At 72.1% G+C, this 17,666-nt stretch carries 18 protein-coding genes; 12 read left to right on the top strand and 6 right to left on the bottom strand.

Translation table 11 applies throughout. From position 1 onward, the window contains the following. Positions 1–14: 14 nt before the first annotated feature. Positions 15–1,286, bottom strand: a complete 1,272-nt coding sequence (locus ACZ4UB_RS37735; RefSeq protein WP_468077530.1) for an NAD(P)/FAD-dependent oxidoreductase — start codon at positions 1,284–1,286, stop codon at positions 15–17. 345 nt (positions 1,287–1,631) lie between these two features. Here ACZ4UB_RS37735 and ACZ4UB_RS37730 point away from each other — a divergent pair, with 345 nt between their 5' ends. Continuing rightward, the gene (locus tag ACZ4UB_RS37730) at positions 1,632–1,949 is read left to right on the top strand and encodes a UBP-type zinc finger domain-containing protein (RefSeq protein ID WP_467964798.1); all 318 of its coding nucleotides are present in this window, start codon (positions 1,632–1,634) and stop codon (positions 1,947–1,949) included. Positions 1,950–2,009: 60 nt separating this feature from the next. Here the strand turns inward: ACZ4UB_RS37730 and ACZ4UB_RS37725 are convergent, their stop codons facing one another. Together ACZ4UB_RS37725 and ACZ4UB_RS37720 are read right to left on the bottom strand one after the other, a co-directional pair. Next, positions 2,010–3,629, bottom strand: a complete 1,620-nt coding sequence (locus ACZ4UB_RS37725; protein WP_468077528.1) for an RICIN domain-containing protein — start codon at positions 3,627–3,629, stop codon at positions 2,010–2,012. A 190-nt stretch (positions 3,630–3,819) separates the two neighbouring features. Then, complete coding sequence (locus ACZ4UB_RS37720; protein WP_468077526.1) at positions 3,820–4,422, bottom strand: ABATE domain-containing protein; 603 nt, start codon at positions 4,420–4,422, stop codon at positions 3,820–3,822. A gap of 81 nt (positions 4,423–4,503) precedes the next feature. Between ACZ4UB_RS37720 and ACZ4UB_RS37715 the strand changes: the two genes are divergently transcribed. From ACZ4UB_RS37715 to ACZ4UB_RS37705, 3 genes are all read left to right on the top strand, one after another. Beyond that, the gene (locus ACZ4UB_RS37715; RefSeq protein ID WP_468077524.1) at positions 4,504–5,298 is read left to right on the top strand and encodes an MBL fold metallo-hydrolase; all 795 of its coding nucleotides are present in this window, start codon (positions 4,504–4,506) and stop codon (positions 5,296–5,298) included. 144 nt (positions 5,299–5,442) lie between these two features. Next, positions 5,443–6,003, top strand: coding sequence for a MepB family protein (locus ACZ4UB_RS37710; RefSeq protein WP_468077522.1), 561 nt, complete (start codon positions 5,443–5,445; stop codon positions 6,001–6,003). 4 nt (positions 6,004–6,007) lie between these two features. Further along, positions 6,008–6,280 (top strand): hypothetical protein, encoded by a 273-nt coding sequence (locus ACZ4UB_RS37705; protein ID WP_468077520.1) that lies wholly within the window; start codon positions 6,008–6,010, stop codon positions 6,278–6,280. Positions 6,281–6,287: 7 nt separating this feature from the next. On the opposite strand, the gene ACZ4UB_RS37700 is transcribed toward ACZ4UB_RS37705, so the two are convergent. Next, on the bottom strand, positions 6,288–7,277 hold the full coding sequence (locus tag ACZ4UB_RS37700) for an AraC-like ligand-binding domain-containing protein (protein WP_468077518.1): 990 nt from the start codon (positions 7,275–7,277) through the stop codon (positions 6,288–6,290). Positions 7,278–7,482: 205 nt separating this feature from the next. Between ACZ4UB_RS37700 and ACZ4UB_RS37695 the strand changes: the two genes are divergently transcribed. From ACZ4UB_RS37695 to ACZ4UB_RS37680, 4 genes are all read left to right on the top strand, one after another. Next, on the top strand, positions 7,483–9,345 hold the full coding sequence (locus ACZ4UB_RS37695; RefSeq protein ID WP_468077516.1) for a ThiF family adenylyltransferase: 1,863 nt from the start codon (positions 7,483–7,485) through the stop codon (positions 9,343–9,345). Positions 9,346–9,730: 385 nt separating this feature from the next. Beyond that, positions 9,731–9,994 (top strand): acyl carrier protein, encoded by a 264-nt coding sequence (locus ACZ4UB_RS37690; RefSeq protein ID WP_354382105.1) that lies wholly within the window; start codon positions 9,731–9,733, stop codon positions 9,992–9,994. Further along, complete coding sequence (locus ACZ4UB_RS37685) at positions 9,991–10,995, top strand: 3-oxoacyl-ACP synthase III family protein (RefSeq protein ID WP_468077514.1); 1,005 nt, start codon at positions 9,991–9,993, stop codon at positions 10,993–10,995. The genes ACZ4UB_RS37690 and ACZ4UB_RS37685 overlap by 4 nt, the downstream gene beginning before the upstream one ends. A 135-nt stretch (positions 10,996–11,130) precedes the next feature. Then, positions 11,131–12,492 carry an erythromycin esterase family protein gene (locus ACZ4UB_RS37680; RefSeq protein ID WP_468077512.1) on the top strand — a complete coding sequence of 454 codons (1,362 nt, stop codon included), beginning with the start codon at positions 11,131–11,133 and terminating at the stop codon, positions 12,490–12,492. Between the two features lie 41 nt (positions 12,493–12,533). On the opposite strand, the gene ACZ4UB_RS37675 is transcribed toward ACZ4UB_RS37680, so the two are convergent. Then, on the bottom strand, positions 12,534–13,292 hold the full coding sequence (locus ACZ4UB_RS37675; protein ID WP_468077510.1) for an alpha/beta hydrolase: 759 nt from the start codon (positions 13,290–13,292) through the stop codon (positions 12,534–12,536). Between the two features lie 257 nt (positions 13,293–13,549). Between ACZ4UB_RS37675 and ACZ4UB_RS37670 the strand changes: the two genes are divergently transcribed. From ACZ4UB_RS37670 to ACZ4UB_RS37660, 3 genes are all read left to right on the top strand, one after another. Next, on the top strand, positions 13,550–14,194 hold the full coding sequence (locus ACZ4UB_RS37670; RefSeq protein ID WP_468077508.1) for a dihydrofolate reductase family protein: 645 nt from the start codon (positions 13,550–13,552) through the stop codon (positions 14,192–14,194). Positions 14,195–14,342: 148 nt separating this feature from the next. Then, positions 14,343–15,287, top strand: coding sequence for a helix-turn-helix transcriptional regulator (locus ACZ4UB_RS37665; RefSeq protein ID WP_468077506.1), 945 nt, complete (start codon positions 14,343–14,345; stop codon positions 15,285–15,287). Positions 15,288–15,422: 135 nt separating this feature from the next. Continuing rightward, a complete protein-coding gene (locus ACZ4UB_RS37660; protein WP_468077504.1) occupies positions 15,423–16,337 on the top strand; it encodes a dioxygenase family protein in 915 nt (304 codons plus the stop codon). Positions 16,338–16,368: 31 nt separating this feature from the next. Here the strand turns inward: ACZ4UB_RS37660 and ACZ4UB_RS37655 are convergent, their stop codons facing one another. Beyond that, a complete protein-coding gene (locus tag ACZ4UB_RS37655) occupies positions 16,369–17,202 on the bottom strand; it encodes a PIG-L family deacetylase (RefSeq protein WP_468077502.1) in 834 nt (277 codons plus the stop codon). Positions 17,203–17,375: 173 nt separating this feature from the next. On the opposite strand from ACZ4UB_RS37655, the gene ACZ4UB_RS37650 reads away from it, so the two are divergent. Next, entirely contained in the window at positions 17,376–17,546 is a 171-nt protein-coding gene (locus ACZ4UB_RS37650; protein ID WP_354382097.1) for an FDLD family class I lanthipeptide, read from the top strand. Positions 17,547–17,666: the final 120 nt, after the last annotated feature.

Here is a 17,666-nt window from a genome sequence, read left to right as displayed (position 1 = left end):
TTCCGTAGCGCAGCTCACCCGCGCCCCCGCGGTGCCGCGCGGCCGTCGAGATCAGCCAGCAGCTCCCGAGCGGCGCGGGCCCCGGAGGCCATGGCGCCCTGGACGGATCCCGTGGCGCGGTGGTCCCCGCACACGTACACGCCGTCCTCGACCCGCGTGGTCCGGCTGAGCGGCCAGGGCGGGAGCATCGCGGGCAGGGCGCCGGGCACGGTGACCGCGCCCACGGCCTGCCACCGGGTCGCGTCCGCCCCGTAGACCTCCGACAGGGCGGCCGGCAGGGCCGAGCGCCGCGCGGGGGTGTCCTCGCCGAGGACGGAGGTGGACACCAGGGCGCGGCCGTCGGCGCTGTAGCCGGGGGCCACCTCGGTCAGCACGCAGGTGTTCAGGAACCGCCGCCGGCCGTCGACCAGCAGGGTCGGCTCACGCAGCGGAGAGGTGGCGGCCGCGTGGTAGTAGGTGGTGACCGTCCGCGTCGCAGCGGGTGCGCCCACGGCCGGTACGAGCGCGGACGCGCACGCCGTGTCGGTGGCGACCACGACGGCGAGCGCCTCGCGGGAGCCACCGTCCGCGAGGACCACGCCGTCGCCGGAAACGGCGCGCACGCGCGCCCCGAGGCTCAGCGCGCCCCGGGGCAGAGCGCGTGCCAGCTGCTCGGGCACGGCCCCGATCCCGTCGGCGGGCAGGGTCAGGGTGCCACGGATCATGCTGCGCCAGGTCAGGTGGAACATCCGGCTCGACGTCTCCAGGGCGTCCTCCAGGAAGACACCCGCCAGGAACGGGCGCATGAGGACGTCGACGAGCGCGTCGTCGAGCCCCCAGCGCTCCAGCTCCCGCCGGGTCGTGCGCTCCGGGAGCCGCCGCAGCGCTCGGGCGGGGGCCAGGGCGTCCCGTGCCGTCAGCGCGCCGAGGCCGGCGAGTCCGCGCAGGCGGGTGCGTCGGCCGGCCAGCAGGGCGGCCGCGTCGCCCGGGCGTCGACTCGGATCCCCGAAACGGACCCGCTCGCCGTCCGGAAGGTGGGCGAGGACGCCCGGGGTGAAGGGGCGCAGGCGCAGCTCGCGCAGCCGGATACGGCGCTTGACCTGCGGGTAGCCGGTGTTGAAGACCTGGAAGCCGCGATCGAGCACGAACCCGTCGCGCCGGTCGCTGCGCATCCGGCCGCCGACTCCGTCGGAAGCCTCCAGCACGCTCACCCGTACCCCGGCCCGCACCAGGTCCAGAGCGCAGGTGAGCCCGGCGAGACCCGCTCCCACGACGATCACGCTGCCCTGACGGTCACGACCGTTCACCGCTACCGACCTCCTCGTGGTGGCTCCACCCTCCCTTCGGCGCCGGGGACCGGATCGGATGCGGGAGGCGGGATGGGGGATGGGGGATGGGGGATGGGGATGCGGAGGTCGTGTCGGCACCCCGGTGCTACGCATGCGGAATTCGGGTGATCGTGAGAAGGGGGGCCGCCGTGTGGCCGTCCACCGCGCACCGGTCCGGTTCAGCCGGCACCTGTCGGCTCCTCTCGCCTTCCGTCTCACGTTCCGCGATCTCCGCGAAGAGCGCGTAACGAACTGCCTCCCCAACGTGTCGAACGGACGGACGGACGGACGACACGTGCGACCTTGGTTCCAGGAGGAGCGACGATGACCGGATGGACCGTGGCCCCGGACGCGGGCCGCGTCGAGCGGCCGCGCTGCGGGCACCTCGACCAGGCACCCGCCGAGGAGCCCCCCGCCGCCGCCCGGGGGTGCGTGGAGTGCCTGGCGGCCGGCGGCAGGTGGGTCCACCTGCGCAAGTGCCTGGTCTGCGGACACGTCGGGTGCTGCGACAGCTCGCCGGGCCAGCACGCCTGGAGCCACGCGGACACCACCGACCACGCGCTGGCGCGCTCGTTCGAGAAGGGCGAGGACTGGGCGTGGTGCTACCCGGACTCGCTGTTCCTGCGTCCCGAACCGTCGTGAGCCCCGGTGCCACGGCGGCTGCTGGCCGTCGTGGCACCGGGGAGGGAGGAGGGGCGGCGGCTACTTCTTGGGGCCCGTGCCGCAGAAGAAGATCGCCTGGCCGAGTCCCTTGACCGTGCCGGTCATCATGCCGATGGCCAGGCCCGGTACGGCGCCGGCTCCGCCGGCCATCGCCCCGGTGGCCGTGCCCACGACGGTGTTGATGTAGATCGAGCTGCCGAGGTGCTTCAGCATGCACTTGTTCCATTCGGCTTCGGTCTTGGGCTTGTCGAGGAGACCGGCCGGAGACATCGCGGCCGCGCCCGGCTTGCCCGCGCCCGTCAGCAGGGCGTCGCCGGCCGACATGCCGTCACGCACCGAGAGGGTGGGCGGCGTCACGACACCGGTGACCGTGTCCCCGGTGACGCCTTGGATCGTCTGGGTCAGCTTCTTCCCGTCGAGGGCCAGGGCCACCCCGTGGGTGGCGCCGTTCGGCTCCTGGACGACGCCGGGCCGGACGGTGGCGATGTTCTTGCCGGCGGCGTCGACGAGCTTGACCGTGTTGTTCTCGACGGTCGCGGTGGCGCCCTCGGGGATCTCCAGGTCGGCGCTCTCGGTCGTGGCCAGCACCTGCGCCTTGACGTCCGTACGGGTGTTGCTGGTGTCACTGCCCGGTGTGCTGGCGCTGGTGCGGGCGATGTACATCGTGGAGCCGGCCGTCGCGTTGACGACGGGGACCGTGACGGTGGCGTCGGTGGTCCAGGGCTGGTTGTCGGTGTCGAAGGTCCAGGTGCCCGTGACCTTCTTGCCGACGGCCGCGAAGTCGACCCAGGCGTAGTTCTTCGCCGGCACGTCCACGGCGATGCCGTTGATCGTCGTCTCGTCCGAGGAGTAGGTCTGCGTCGCGGACAGTTGACTGGAGATCATGGCCTGGACCGGCGTGGTCACCCCGACGGAGGTGGAGACGCCGGCCGAGAACGACTGCTCCCAGCCGGAGTGGTAGATCGTCGTGAAGATCTGCTTCATCGTGCTGTCGGTGGCGTTGTACCAGACGGACGAGGCGATCTGACGGGGCAGGGCCTCGGGCTGTCCCTCGGACTTCTCGGTCCACGAACAGGTCGACGTCCTCTTGGAGCACAGGTCCGCGTAGTAGTCGAGGGCGAGGCTCCTCGCTTCGACGGCCTTCGAGGCGGGGACCTTCCACTCCTGGCTCGCGCTGCCGTTGCAGACGTTGGGCTGGGCGAGGATCCCCCACAGGTGGAGGCCGCCCCGGTTGTCCATGCAGTACTCGGTTCCGCTGGAGTCGTCACGGCGGACGATCCCGAAGGAGTTGGGCTTCCCGTCGACGGGGCGGAAGTGCCACTGCTCGCCCTCCTTGCCGCAGGACTGCTGCTGCGCGGGCTGGGAGGCGTAGACGCACTTCCCGGACGAGGTGCTGGCGATGTTGAACTGGCCGGGTTCCGCGAGCTTGATGAGGCGCCAGCTCGTGTAGTTGGTGCCGTCGGGGGTGACGGAGATCTGGTTGCCGTCGTTGTTGCCCGTCGCGTTGAGGGTGCCGTCCCCGTTGGCGAAGGTGTAGGCATCCGCCGCCGTCGCGGCGGCCGCTGGAGTCGCCGCGACGGCGAGGGCCGGGGAGATGACGGCGAGGGCGAGGGCCGGGGCCGTCAAGAGCTTCGCGGCACGCCTGAGATGGGTGTTCATGGCACCTTCCGGTCGAGTCTCGTGCACTGGTCGTCCGTGACTCGTACCGCCGGCGACGACGGCCCGTCCCGCGGCCGTCGAGCAGTTCGTCCTGCCGGACGGCCGAGCACCTTCGTCGCCCAGTCACGCACGCGCGCGGCGCGCCGCGCACCCGGAACGATCCGGAGTGACAGTGCGGGCGGTGCCGTGATCAAACGCCCTGGGTGCGGCGGGCGTACGCACGGGCGGCGCGGGCGCGGTCGCCGCAGCGCGTCGAGCACCAGTGGCGGCGGCCGTGCCGGAGCAGGTAGCGGTTGCAGGGGCTGGAGCCGCAGGCGGTGAGGCGTGCGGAGTCCGGGGACGTGAGGAGATCGGCCGCGTCGGCGGCGAGCGCCGCCAGGGCGTGGTCGACGATCGCGCTGGTGGGGTGGGGAGTGACCCGGTGGGGGCCGCTCTCGTCGTCCCACTGCAGGAGCGGGGCGGTGGGTACGCGGGTCATGGCGTCGTTGACGGCGGCAACGGCGGCGGGCAGGGCGGGCAGTCCCGCGGCGCGGGCGGCGAACAGCGACCGGATCTGCTCGCGCATCGACCGCAGCTGGGCCGCGCACATCTCCCGCATGCCCGCGTCGAGCGGCGCGAGATCACGCTCCGCCAGCCAGTGGTTCGCCCGGGCGGGGGTCGACAGGAGATCGAGCGTGTGCCCCCCGGGTAGCGCGAGGGCGCTGTTGGCGAGGGCCAGGGAGAGGTGTTCCTCCTCGCCTCGGGCGGGCGGGGGGACGGCTTCTTCCATCAAGGACTCCTTCACCTTTCTCATGTTACGGCTTGCGGCTATCCGTGAGAAACCGATACGGTCATCTCACGGTTCAACCGCATCTATCCGTGAGGTGTCATTTCCATGTCTGCCTTCCCCGTACCGGCCGAGCAGTTCCCCGTGCGCGTGCTCGGCGGCCCGACCGCCCTCTTCGAGTACGGCGGGCTGCGCTTCCTCACCGACCCGACCTTCGACGGTCCCGGGGACTACCCGTCGCCCCGCGCGAGCCTGACCAAGACCGCCCCCTCGCAGGCCGCGCCCGCGGAGCTCGGCCCCATAGACGTGGTCCTGCTCTCGCACGACGAGCACCCCGACAACCTCGACGCGGCCGGCCGGGCCCTGCTCGCCGAGGTCCCGCTCACGCTGACCACCCCCGGCGGCGCGCAGCGCCTCGGCGAGGGGGCCACGGGGCTGGCGGACTGGGAATCCATCGAGCTGAAGCGCCCCGACGGCGGCACGGTGACCGTCACGGGCGTGCCCGCCGTACACGGACCCGGGACGCGCGAGGAAGTCGAGCCGATCACCGGTCAGGTCGTGGGCTTCGTCCTGACCGGCGACGACCTGCCCACCGTCTACGTCAGCGGGGACAACGCCTCGCTGCGGGCGGTCGAGGAGATAGCGGAGCGCTTCGGCCCGGTGGACACCGCCGTCCTCTTCGCGGGAGCCCCGCGCTTCCCCGTCCTGTTCGACGGCGCGCTGCTCGTCCTGGACAGCGGGCAGGCGGCCGAGGCCGCGCGGATCCTGGGTGCCCGCCGCGTCGTACCCGTGCACTGCGACAGCTGGGCCCACTTCACCGAGGGCCACGCCGACCTCGAAGCCGCCTTCGCCGCCGCCGGCTTGGCCGACCGACTGGACCCGGACTGGGGCCGGCAGGCCTGACGCTGGCCAGGAGCCCCGGCAGCTCCGTGACCGTTTCCGCTTCGCGGTCCAGCATCGCGGTCAGCACCTGAAGTCCGCCGCCCCACCCGTCATCGGGTGCCTCCGGAGCAGTCCGCGTCCGGGCGCCCGTGACAGGGTGGGCACATGACCACGCGCCGCGAGCATTCAGCCGATCTCCGCCCCGCACCCCGGTGGGACACCGCCCCGGTCCACGGAGAACTCCTCGCCGCGAAGGCGCTCGTCTACGACCGCTGCGGCTTTGCCTGCTCGCAGCCGGTCCCCGAAGCCGAGAGCGGCGAGTACGCCGCTCACGAGTTCACCCTCGACGGCCGCGCCATCCGGTTTCGCGTCGCCAAGACGACCCCCACCAAAGTCGGCCAGTTCGTCACCGTCTGGCAGAGGTCCACGGCCGGTCCCATCCGGCCCTTCGACGTCACGGACCCCGTCGACCTCTTCGTCATCAGCACCCGCGCCGACCACCACTTCGGCCAGTTCGTCTTTCCCGTGCACGCGCTCCGCCGGCATGGCGTGATATCGGCGAACGGTTCCGGTGGCAAACGAGCCTTCCGCGTCTACCCGCCCTGGGTGACCCCCACCAACCGCCAGGCCGGCACTGCGCAGGCATGGCAGCTGGACTTCTTCCTCCACCTGGACGAGCCGGTCGATCTGGCTCGCGCCCTGGAGCTCTACCGGGCGCGGGAGTGAGCGCATGCGCATTCCGTTCGCGACCAGGGCCGCCGCGGCGGCCGTACTCGCCGCCTCCGCACTGGCGTTCGCCGCTCCGGCCGGTTTCGAGGGGGCCGGTGACCTCGACGTACGGCCCGCCTTCAACACCGAGGCCACCTGGGTGAACACCGGCAACCACACGGGCTGGTTCAGCTACGAGCCCACCCCCGGCGACGTACAGGTGCGGGTCTTCGCCGAGAACCAGTCCCTGACGGGCAAGTTCTACCCGCTCCGGCACCTCCACGTGGACGGCTGAGCGCACGTCACGCCGATCGCTCGGCGCTCGGGACGTTCATGCTCAGCGCGCGGAATTCGGTCGGGCTGATGCCGTACGCCTCGCGGAAGGAGCGGCTGAACACCACCGGTCCGCTGAAGCCCCAGCGGGCGGCGATGGCGCTGACGTGCCGGGTGCGCATTCCCGGGTCGGCGAGGTCGGCGCGGCACCGTTCGAGTCGGCGACGGCGTATGCGGGCGTAGACGCTCTCCTCCTGGCCGTGGAAGAGCTGGTGGAGCGTGCGCACGGAGACGTGGTGGTGGGCGGCGATCGCCGCGGGGGTGAGCTCCGGGTCGCCGAGGTTGTGCTCGATGAACGCGTGGATCCGCTGCACCAGCGCCTGCGTGCGGACTTCGGCGGGCAACCGGTCCTCGACGGCCAGCTGTTGGGCCAGGCACGCCGCCACGAGGTCGACGGCGACGGTACTGAGGCGCCGCAGCTCTTCCGGAGCGCATTCGGCGCCGTGGTCTTCGAGCGAGGTCATGAAGGACGCCAGGATCGCCGCCAGGCCCCGGTCGCCCGGTATGCGCCGGGCCAGCACCTGGTCCAGGCTCTGGGTGCGCAGCGGCAGGACCTTCCGGGGCAGCATCAGGATCGTCGCCTGGACCTGACCGCCCCCGGCCGGCATCTGGTTGTCGGACGGCCGGGACGTGTCCCAGAGCATGAGGTCACCGGCTCCGATGGTGCACTCGCTCCGGTGCTGCGACAGCGAGGTGGCTCCCTTGCGCAGGAGGGCCAGCTGGTACTCCTCCGGGTCACCGCGCCGGATCATCGCGGCCGTGCGCCGCGAACGCAGCGGCGCCAGGGTGAACTTCGACGCGCGGATGTCCCCCAGGTCGAGCACCGCCGCCTCCCCCTGGAACTCTGCGGGCCGCTCACAACTGAGGGCGGCGGGCATCACCTCGCTCGACACGATGTCGGAGTACCAGTCGAACCGATCTCCCGCCGGAACCTCGCCCGTTGACACCACTGACCACATCCGGCGCTCCCTGTTGGATCTTTTTGACAGGACCAGGATGCAGCCAAAAGAACCGCTGCTGACGCACGCCGGACGTGCAACCGATCATCGGGGCGCTCGTTGTGATCTCGGGTGCGCGGGGCGCGCGCCCCCGGAGCACAAACGAGCGATGTGCGCTAGCCGAAGTGGGTTGCCGATGATGAAGAATGTTCCTCCTACCGGGAGCGTGCCCTGGCACGTCTCCGCCTTCCGCGTCGGGGCCGACGACCCGGAGGGGGCCGAGCTGATCGGGCGGATCCGCGAGCTGCGGGCGAGGATCCTCTTCGACCGCGGCCGCCGGCCCGATTTCCGCACCTCCGACGGTGGCTACGCCGATGACCAGGCCCTGGACTTCGGCGCCTGGCACTTCATCGGGAGGCGGGACGCCGACGGTCCGCCGCTGGGGTACGTGAGGCTCTCCACGCCGGAGACGGGCGACCTCTTCCAGACGCGGGCGTACCTGGGCGCCGAGCGCTACGAGGACGTGCTCCGGGAGTACGGCCTCGGTGTCGCGGAAACGTTTGAGCACAGCCGCCTGGTCGTGGAGCACCAGGCGCGCAAGCTCGGGTTGGGGGTCCACCTCAACGCCTTCGCCATCGGGGCCGCGCGCCACCTGGGCGCGAAGGCGATGATCGGGACCTCCGGTACCGCCGACGGGCAGGATCGTTTCCACGAGCGGTTCGGCTTCCGCCCGGTCCCCGGGACGCGCCGGTACGTCGCGCGGTACACCGAGGACGTACTGATCATGCTGTACCGCCCGGGGGTCTCGGCGGACGAGTTCACCTGGCTCGTCGAGCAACTGGAAGGGGTCTTCCCGGCCTCGGTGGTTCCCGCACGGCACGCGGGGCTCGGCGCCACCGGGACGCCCGATCGCCCGCAGGCCGACCGCCCGCGGGCCGACGGGCCGAGGTGGGAGCCCATCCGGCTGCCCGCGACCCCGGGCGTACGGGGTGACGCGCCCGCGGACGCGTGCTGGCAGCCGGTGTTCTTCGAGCTGGGGCGCGAGCAGGACCGGCTCGGCATGCAGGCCCTGCTCGATTCCGGTGCGGTCCGCGAGGTGCTGGACACGGTCGAGGACCAGCTCGCTGAACTGGTCACCAGCCGCGAGCCCCGGTTGCGGTCCTCGCCGGAGGCGGTGGCGCGGGCCGTGACGGAACAGCTGGCCGGGATCGCTCTCCAGGAGTACGGCACCTGGGTCTGGTACCCCTGGTCGGGTCGGCTGGTGCACCTGCTGCCCCGGGAGGAGTTCCGCCTCGTACGCACGGACCGCAACCGCGGACGGATCGATCGCGCCCAGCAACGCCGGCTGCTGGGCCGCCGCGTGGGCGTCATCGGCCTTTCGGTCGGCAGCAGCGCCGCCCTGACCTTCGCGATGGAGGGCATCGGCGGAGCGTTCAAGCTGGCCGACTTCGACTCCCTCAGCGTCTCGAACCTCAACCGCTTGCGCGCGGGCGTGCACCACCTGGGCCTCAACAAGTGCGTGCTCGCGGCCCGTCAGATGCTGGAGATCGATCCCTGGCTGGACGTCGAGGTCTTCCAAGGAGGCCTGACGGACGACACCATGGAGGAGTTCTTCACCGGCGGCGCGGGACCGATCGATCTCCTCGTCGAGGAGTGCGACACCCCGTACGTCAAGATCGCCGCCCGTGAGCGCGCCCGGTCGCTGGGCGTCCCCGTCGTCATGGACGCGAACGACCGGGGGCTCCTCGACGTCGAACGCTTCGACCTGGAGCCCGACCGGCCCCTCCTGCACGGCCTGCTCGGCGAGACGACCTCCGCGGACCTGGCGGACCTTACCCCCGAGGAGATGGTCGACGTCATCCTCGCCATGGTCGACCGGGAGCGCATCAGCCCCGAACTGACCGCCTCCATCGACCGGATCGGCGTCACCCTCAGCAGTTGGCCGCAGCTCGCCTCGGGCGTCGCACTGGGCGGCGCCCTCACCGCCGATGCCGCGCGCCGCATCCTGCTGGGCCAGCCCCGGCCCTCGGGACGCTTCTACACCGACCTGGAGGTCCTCACCGCGGGCGACCGGAGCACCGTCGCGTGACCTGACGCGGGCCGACCGAGGTTTGCGTGGGCCGGCGTGGGCCGGCGTGGGCTGTTCGGGGGGCGCGAAGAGCGCACGTGGCGCACTCGTGGGGCGCGCGATACGAAGATCAATTCGATCGCGTGCCCCCGGGTGACGGGCCGGAGTCGGCGCTCACGCATCGCTACTGTGAGTACTCGCGAGCTCGTGATCGGCAAGCCGCGGCGCGCACGTGCCCCCGTCCGGAACGGGGCCGGTCACCACCATGACCGCACGGTGCGCAGGGCCGGAGGAACCCCGGCCCGCCGCGCCTGCGAGGAAACCTTTCCCCGAGCCCCGCCGCGTCACCTCGCCCCCATCGCCCCACGACCGACCTCCCCGGTCCCCGAACACGGGAAATGCCAAAATGACGATGAATTCTGACACCCTGCACCGGATCACGGCCATCGTCGCGGCCGTCGCCGATCGCCCCGCAGACGAGATCGCCCCGGAGAGCCGACTGGTCGAGGACCTCGACCTCGACTCGCTCCAGGTCGTCGAGATCGCGGTCCGGGCCGAGGAGCAGTTCCGCGCCCCCGTCGACGACGCGCTGCTGGCCGAGCAGGAGATGACCGTGGCCGGCTGCGCGCAGGTCGTGGCGGAGGCGGTCGCCCAGGGGATCCTCACGTGAGCGGGCAGGAAACCCCCGCCGCGTGGGGGATCCACGGCCTGGGCGTCCACATCCCGGAACGCCGCGTCAGCAACGCGGACATCGCCGACCAGTACGGGGTGGACCCCGAATGGATCGAGCGCATGACCGGCGTCACGCAGCGCCGGTACGCGGAACCGGGGCAGGCCACCTCCGACCTCGCCGTCGCGGCAGCCGAGCGAGCCCTCGCCGATGCCCACCTGTCCGCACGGGACATCGACGTCATCCTCGTGGCCACGAGCACGCCCGACCAACTCGCCGTCGCCACGGCCTGCCGGGTGCAACACCGCCTCGGCGCGGACCGGGCCTGGGCCACGGACGTCGGCGGAGCGTGCGCCGGATTCCTCTACGCCCTGAAGATGGCCCGCGACATCCTCGCCGCCTCCCGTCCCGAAGGGCGCGCCCTGGTCATCGGAGCCGAGGCGTTCTCCAAGTTCCAGAACCCCGCCGACCGGTCCACCGGCGTGCTGTTCGCCGACGGGGCCGGCGCGGTGGTCGTGGGCCCGGCCGCCGCGGGAAGGGGAATCCTGTGCAGCACGCAGGGAACCGACGGCTCCTTGGCGGACATCGTCGGGATCCGCGCGGGCGGCAGTGCGGAGCCGACCAGCGAGCACACCGTCTCCGCAGGCGGCCACTACCTCCACATGAACGGAAAGGCGGTCGCGGCCTATTTCCATGACGTCTTCCCGCGGATCGTCGACACCCTCGTCCGGCAGTCCGGCCTGCCCCTGGCCCAGATCGACCTGGTCGTTCCACATCAGGCCAACCCCCGCATGCTGCGCGCCCTGAGCCTGGGGCTGGACATCTCGGCCGCGCAACTCGTGGTCACGGCGGACACGTTCGGCAACACCGGCGCGGCTTCGATCCCCATGGCCCTGTACGTGGCGCGGGCGGAGGGCCGTCTCAAGCCGGAGAGCACCGTGCTCCACGCCGCGGTCGGTGCCGGGATGACCTGGGCCGGGGCCGTACAGCGCTGGTTGTAGCCCGCCCAAACCGGCCCGGGTCGGGGGATAGCCCCCGGTCAAACCCGGAGGAAGCCACCAGCGTGGTCCACCCTGATCCCGAGTCATGATCGTTTCACGCCCCCCAGGGGACGGGAACGAGCCGAGGAGTTCAGCATGACCACGCACCACCAGCCGATCGGCCGACGGAGGCTGCTCGCCATGACGGCCGGGGTCGCCGCCACGGCCCTCCTGGCACCCAGGGCCTCGGCCGCGACCTCCCCGCCGGCCACCGCCGGCGCGAGGGAGCGACAGGCGGCCGGGCTCCGCGCGCTGGAGCACGCCGCGCACCCGTTGCGCTCGACGGAACCGGGCGGCAACACCATCGACCTGCGGGCGCTGGACGCCATGATCGGCGGTGCCAAGGTGGTCGGACTGGGCGAGGCGACCCACGGATCGCATGAGTTCTTCGCCATGAAGCAGCGCGTCTTCAGCCACCTCGTCGAGGAGAGGGGATTCACCACCTTCGCCCTGGAGGTGAGCTGGACGGCCGGACTGCGCATCGACGAGTACGTCCAGGGCGGCCCCGGTGACGCCCGGCGGACGGCCAAGGAGGCATTGACCGGATCTCCCTGGGAGCGCGAGGAGTTCGTCGACCTCATCGCCTGGATGCGGCGGTACAACGACCGCCACCCCGGCCGCAAGGTCCGCTTCATGGGCAATGACATCGGGGCTCCGCGGCTCGGCGACGCCGTCTTCGACCGGGTCGTCTCGTACGTCCGCTCGCACCGCCCGCAGGACGTCGCGCGCCTGGAGGCGCTGTACGCGGGCCTGCGCCCCCTGGACGACGTCTTCGCGTACCTCCGCAAGCCCGTTGCCGAACGACGCCTCGACGCCACCACCGCCCAACAGGCGTTCGAGCTGGTCACCGCGTGCAAGGGGGCCGGGGACGACGCCTACGCCTGGGCCGAGCAGCACGCCCGGAGCATCGCCCAGACCTTCGCCTTCGCCTCGCTCGACCTGGCCGACCCGGCATCCGTCTCCGCCGCGGAGCACTTCCGCGACCGGGTCATGGCCGACAACACCGCCTGGTGGCACCGCCGCACCGGCGACAAGATGCTGCTCTCGGCGCACAACGGCCACGTGGGCTACCTGGCCAGCGACCCGGTGATGTACCCCACGACCCAGGGCGCCTTCCTGCGCGGGGCCCTCGGTCGGGACTACGTCGCCGCCGGCTTCACCTTCGGGCGCGGCTCGTTCCTCACCGCGACCACCCTCGGCAGCCCCTGGCGCGAGGTCACCGTCCCCGCGGCCACTCCCGACATGCAGGAGTACACCCTCGGCCGGGTGCGCTACCGCGACTACTACCTCGACCTGCGCACCCTGTCCGCCGCGGGCCGCGGTTGGCTGAGCACGCCCCGCCCCACCTACGAGGCCGGCTCGTCCTTCACGAAGGACCCGCTCCCCACCCTCGCCCTCACCGGGACGTACGACGTCCTCATCCACCTCGACCGGGTCCACGCGGCCACCAGCCTGTAGAAGGCGGCGTGGACCCGCTCGCGGCGCTACGCCGGCTCAGGTCACTGGCGCAGGTGTCGGGCGAAGAAGCGGGCTCCGGGGTCGAGTTCGAACTGCGGGACGCCGGTGTGGCCGCCCATGTTGGCGTGCAGGGTCTTCTCCTGGGAGCCGAAGGCGTCGAAGAGGTCCAGGGCCGCCTGGCGGTCGTTGCCCTCGTCGTCCCACTGGAGCAGGACGTGCAGCGCAATGGTGACCCGCCGGGCCTCCTCGAACATGCTGGCGGGGATCAGGCTGCCGGCGAAGAATCCGGCGGCCACGATGCGCGGCTCGACGGCCGCGAGCCGGACGCCGATGGAGATGACTCCCCCCTCGTACCCGACCGGACCGCCGATCTCGGGAAGCAGCAGGAGCGCGTCCAGGGCGGCCCGCCATTCCGGCACCGCCTTCTCGACGAGCGGGAGGATGAGGGCGTCGATGATCTCGCCCCCGATCGGCCCGCCGGCCGTCATGGCCCGTCGCAGGTCGGCCCGGGCCTGCTCGGCGGCGTCCCAACGGGGCCGGTCGCCGCTGCCGGGGAGCTCGATGGTGGCCGAGGCGAAGCCGTACGCCGTCGCGTAGTACCGGGCCCGGCCCACCAGCCGGGGATACATCCGGCGCAGTCCGAGCGGAGGGTGGCCGATCAGGATCAGCGGCGCGGGCGCGGAGGCGGGCGAGGGGGCGGGCGCGGGGGAGGGCGTCCAGAGGATGCCGGGGATGTCGCCGAGGGTGAACTCGCGTTCGCGAACGCCGTCGTCGAGGAGCTGTTCAGAGGTGAATCGCACGGTCGTGCCTTTCGGGAATGCGCGTGAACGGCGCTCCCGGACGACCTATCGCCCGACCATGACCCCGCGGGGGAGCACCCATGTCGTCACTGGTTCCACGGGTACCACCTCCTCGTCCATCGGCACGGTCACCGGAAACCTAACAGCACCGGCACCGCGCGCCAACCCATTTTCTCGGGCACCCGTGGAGGTGGCGTGGCGATGAGTTTTTCCGGCCCGGACGGTCTTACCTGTGGTTGACGACACAGGAGGAACGCATGACGCAGTTGCTGAGGGTCCAGAACTTCAACGTGTCCCGGGACGGGATCGGCGCCGGAGAGGACCAGACCCTGGAGCGGCCGTTCGGGCACGTGGACCCCGGGCGGTTGTTCGCCTGGGCCGGCGCCACGGCGAGCTGGCCCATGCGCACCGATCCCGGGGGCAGCAGGGGCCTGGACGACTACTTCACGCGGGACTACGCCCGCAACATCGGTGCGGAGATCATGGGCCGCAACAAGTTCGGCCCCCAGCGCGGGCCCTGGCTCGACCACGACTGGCAGGGCTGGTGGGGTCAGGAACCGCCCTTCCACACCCCCGTGTTCGTGATGACCCACCACGCACGCCCCTCCCTCACCCTGTCCGACACCACCTTCCACTTCGTCGACGGCGACCCCGCCGCCGTCCTGGAACGGGCCCGGGAGGCCGCGCGGGGCAAGGACGTACGGCTCGGTGGCGGGGCGAGCACCATCCGCCAGTTCCTGGACGCCGACCTCGTCGACACCCTGCACGTGGTGGTCTCCCCCTTGGACCTCGGGACCGGCGTACGGCTGTGGGAGTCCCCCGACGAGCTGCTCGACCGCTTCCACCTGGAGGTGGTCCCCAGCCCGAGCGGAGTGAGCCACCACCTGTTCTGGCGCAAGTAGCCGGTCGCGTCGCGTCGCGTCGGGGGCCTGGGCGGGGGTCGGGTCGTAACGGGTGGTGCCGGGCCGTCGCCGATGGCCGGTCTTTGGTCTGGACCAATTCATCGGGCCCGTCGCAGACTGGCCCGATGAACCCGTTACGGACCACCTCGTGAGCACGCCCCGGACCGGCGAGCTGCCGCTGCACCGGCTGGAGGTCCCGCTGCCGCACCTCCTGCCCTTCGCCATCGGATCGTTCGACTCCATCGGGCCCCTCTCCCGCGCGAACTTCCCGCACCGGCACGCGTTCTACGAGATCGTGCACGTCACCGGCGGCACCGGCGCGCACGTTCTCGACCTCGTCCACCGGCCGTTGGAGCCGCCGCACCTGTGCGTGATCACGCCCGGGCAGGTCCACCACTGGGAGGCCGCCGACGGACTCACCGGCCGCGTCATGCTGTTCAACGAGGACTTCCTCCTCTCCCACCCCGACGACGCCGGCGCGCTGGACCAGCTGGCCGACCGGCCCTGGCTGCGCCTGCGGGACCGCCAGGACGGGATCGCGGACCTGCTCGCGGAGATGGAGCGCGAGTACCGGGCGCTGCGCGAGGGGTACGCCGGGGTGCTGCGCGCCTACCTGCACATCCTGATCGTCCGGGCCCTGCGCAACTGCGAGCCGGGCCGGGAGCGGGGGCCCGCCGCAGCCGGCCGGGCCGTCGAACTCGCCGCCGCCTTCACCCGGCTGATCGCCGCCAAGGGCGGGGCGGAGTCCTCCGTGGCTTCCTGCGCGAAGGAGCTGGGGGTGTCGGCCGGCCATCTGCACGCGCTGGTCAAAGCGGCCACCGGCCAGACGCCGGGCCGGTTGATCCGCCGCCGGCAGACGTTGGAGGCCAAACGGCTGCTCGCCCGCACCGACCTCACGGTCAGGCAGGTGGCACGGGACACGGGCTTCGCCGACCCCGCGTACTTCTGCCGGTTCTTCCGGCGGGAGACTGGCCTGAGCCCGGGGGACTACCGGGCGGCGTTCGACCGGGGGAGCGGGCCGACGGCCGGAGGAATTCACCACGATCCCCGGATCCCGTCCATCGCAGCCGCCGCGACGGGAACCGTAGGTTGACGCCGACGGGGCCGGGCGCCGACCGGGTGCGTGTCCCCCGCCCCGGGCAGCGCCCCACCGCAGCCCGGCGTCCGGCCCCGCACCCGTCGTACCGACGCCCGTCCTCCCGCCCCACGCGTGTGAAGGAGTCGAACCATGCTCAGCCCCGGAGAACAGGACACCGCCGATCCGTCCCGGTCCGCACCACCGGAAGGACCCGTCCCCGCCCCCGCCGGCAGCCCGGGCCGACCGGGCCGACCGAGCCGGCTGAGCCGCAAGAACTTCCTCAAGGCCGCCGCCCTCGCCACCACCCCGCTGCTCATCGGTGGCGGCGTGGCCCTGGCCCGCGACCAGGGAGGAGCCGGAGCCGCACTCGAACTGACCCCGACCTGCGACGACGGCGACCACCCCACCGTGCCCCAGACCGAAGGGCCCTACTTCAAGCCGAACTCCCCGCTGCGCACCTCCCTGGTCACCGCCTCCACCCCCGGCACCCGGCTCACCGTCAGCGGTTACGTCTTCGGCCGGGCCTGCCGGCCGATCGAGGGCGTCCTGCTCGACTTCTGGCAGGCGGATGTGAACGGCGCCTACGACAACAGCGGTTTCGCGTTCCGCGGCCACCAGTTCAGCGACGCCCAGGGCGCGTTCCGGCTGGCCACCATCGTGCCGGGGCTGTATCCGGGGCGCACCCGGCACCTCCACGTCAAGGTCCAGGCCCCGGGGCGGCCGGTGTTGACCACCCAGCTGTACTTCCCGGGGGAGCCGCGCAACAGCACGGACTCGATCTTCGACGCCCGGCTGCTGATGAATGTGCGCCAGGCCGGACCGGGGAAGGAGGGCACCTTCGACTTCGTCCTGGACGTCGCGCAGACGCCTTCGCCCTCGCCCACACCCACCGGGACCCCGCCCGGCCCGAGCACCCCGCCCTCCGGCACCTGGGCACCGGGAACGGCCTACCGGGCCGGCGACCGGGTCACCTACGGCTCGACCGCGTACACCTGCGTCCAGGCACACACCGCCGTGTCCGGTTGGGAGCCCCCGAACGTCCCGGCCCTGTGGCGCCGCGACTGAGCGGCCCGCCCGAGCGGCCCGCCCCGAGCGATCAGCGCAAGCCGGCGAAGAGGTCGGTCTCGGGCACGGGGGTGCCGGTGGTGTCCTGAACGCGCAGGAAGGTCTCGACGCCCATCAACTCGGCGAACCGCTCCTTGCCCATCCTGAGGAAGAAGATGTTCTCGCCCTGGCTCGCGTGCGCGGCCAGGGCGTCGAACTTCTGGCCGCTGTACGCGCCGGTGTCCACCCAGGTGGTGATCTCCTCGTCCGGGAGGCCGATCTCGGCCAGCGCGGCGGTCTCGGCGGGGTCCGGCGCCGGCCGGTCCCCGTGGAGCTCGCGCATGATCTCGCCGAACCGTCGCATCCCCGAGCGGGGCATCGTCGTCCAGTAGACCTTCGGGCTCAGATCGGTGAGCTCCAGCGCCGCCATCGTGATGCGGTGGGCCTGGATGTGGTCGGGGTGTCCGTAGAAGCCGTTCTCGTCATAGGTGACGACCACGTCGGGCCGGTAGTGCCGCATGAGGTCGGCGAGCCGGGCGGCGCCCTCCTCCACCGGCGTCCGCCAGAAGGAACCGGGGGCGTCGTTGCTCGACCACCCCATCATCCCGGAGTCGGCGTAGTCCAGCGTCTCCAGGTCGCTGATCTTCAGGACTTCGCAGCTCGCTTCGAGTTCCTTGCGGCGCAGCGCGGCGACGGCGGCCGGATCGTGCTGGGCGTCCCCGGGCTTGGCCCCGTCGGTCCCGTCTCCGCAACCGCCGTCGGTACAGGTCACGAGGACCGTGCGGATGCCTTCCGCCGCGTATCGCGCGAGGACCCCTCCCGTTCCGGTGGCCTCGTCATCGGGGTGGGCGTGCACTGCCATGAGCGTCAAGGGCCGGTCAGTCATGGGAAGTCCTTCTGCTGAAATACGTCGTGGTCCCCACATGGTGGCTCAAGCCGGTGGCGGGGCGGACACGCGGGGTGGAGGCGGGGTCGGCGAAGCGGGGGTCGAGACTCCTTCTAGGCGGGGCTGCCAGATTGGCGCTCGGACCCACACCGCTCCCCACGGAGGAGAAACCGATGCCCACGCTCGCCCCCGAACTCGATGCCGAGCTCGCCGCGCCGCTGACCGACCTGACCGACGACCTCTTCGACATCGACGTGCGGATCGAGGTCGACACGACGCGTCCCGAGGCCGGCTTCACCAGCATCAGCTGCAGCTCCTGCCTGCAGAGCATGTGTTGGTGCTGAGGTAGGGGGGCGGGGGGGCCGGGGGGGGGGGGCCCCCCCCCCCCCCCCCCCCCCCCCCCCCCCCTTCCCCCCCCCCCCCCCACCCCCCCCCCCCCCCCCCCCCCCCCCCGGGACGCACGG

The sequence above is a fragment of the Streptomyces sp. NPDC028419 genome (genome assembly GCF_055565515.1).
Note: the sequence above shows the minus strand (reverse complement) of the source record. Positions and strands in the feature narration are given on the sequence as shown.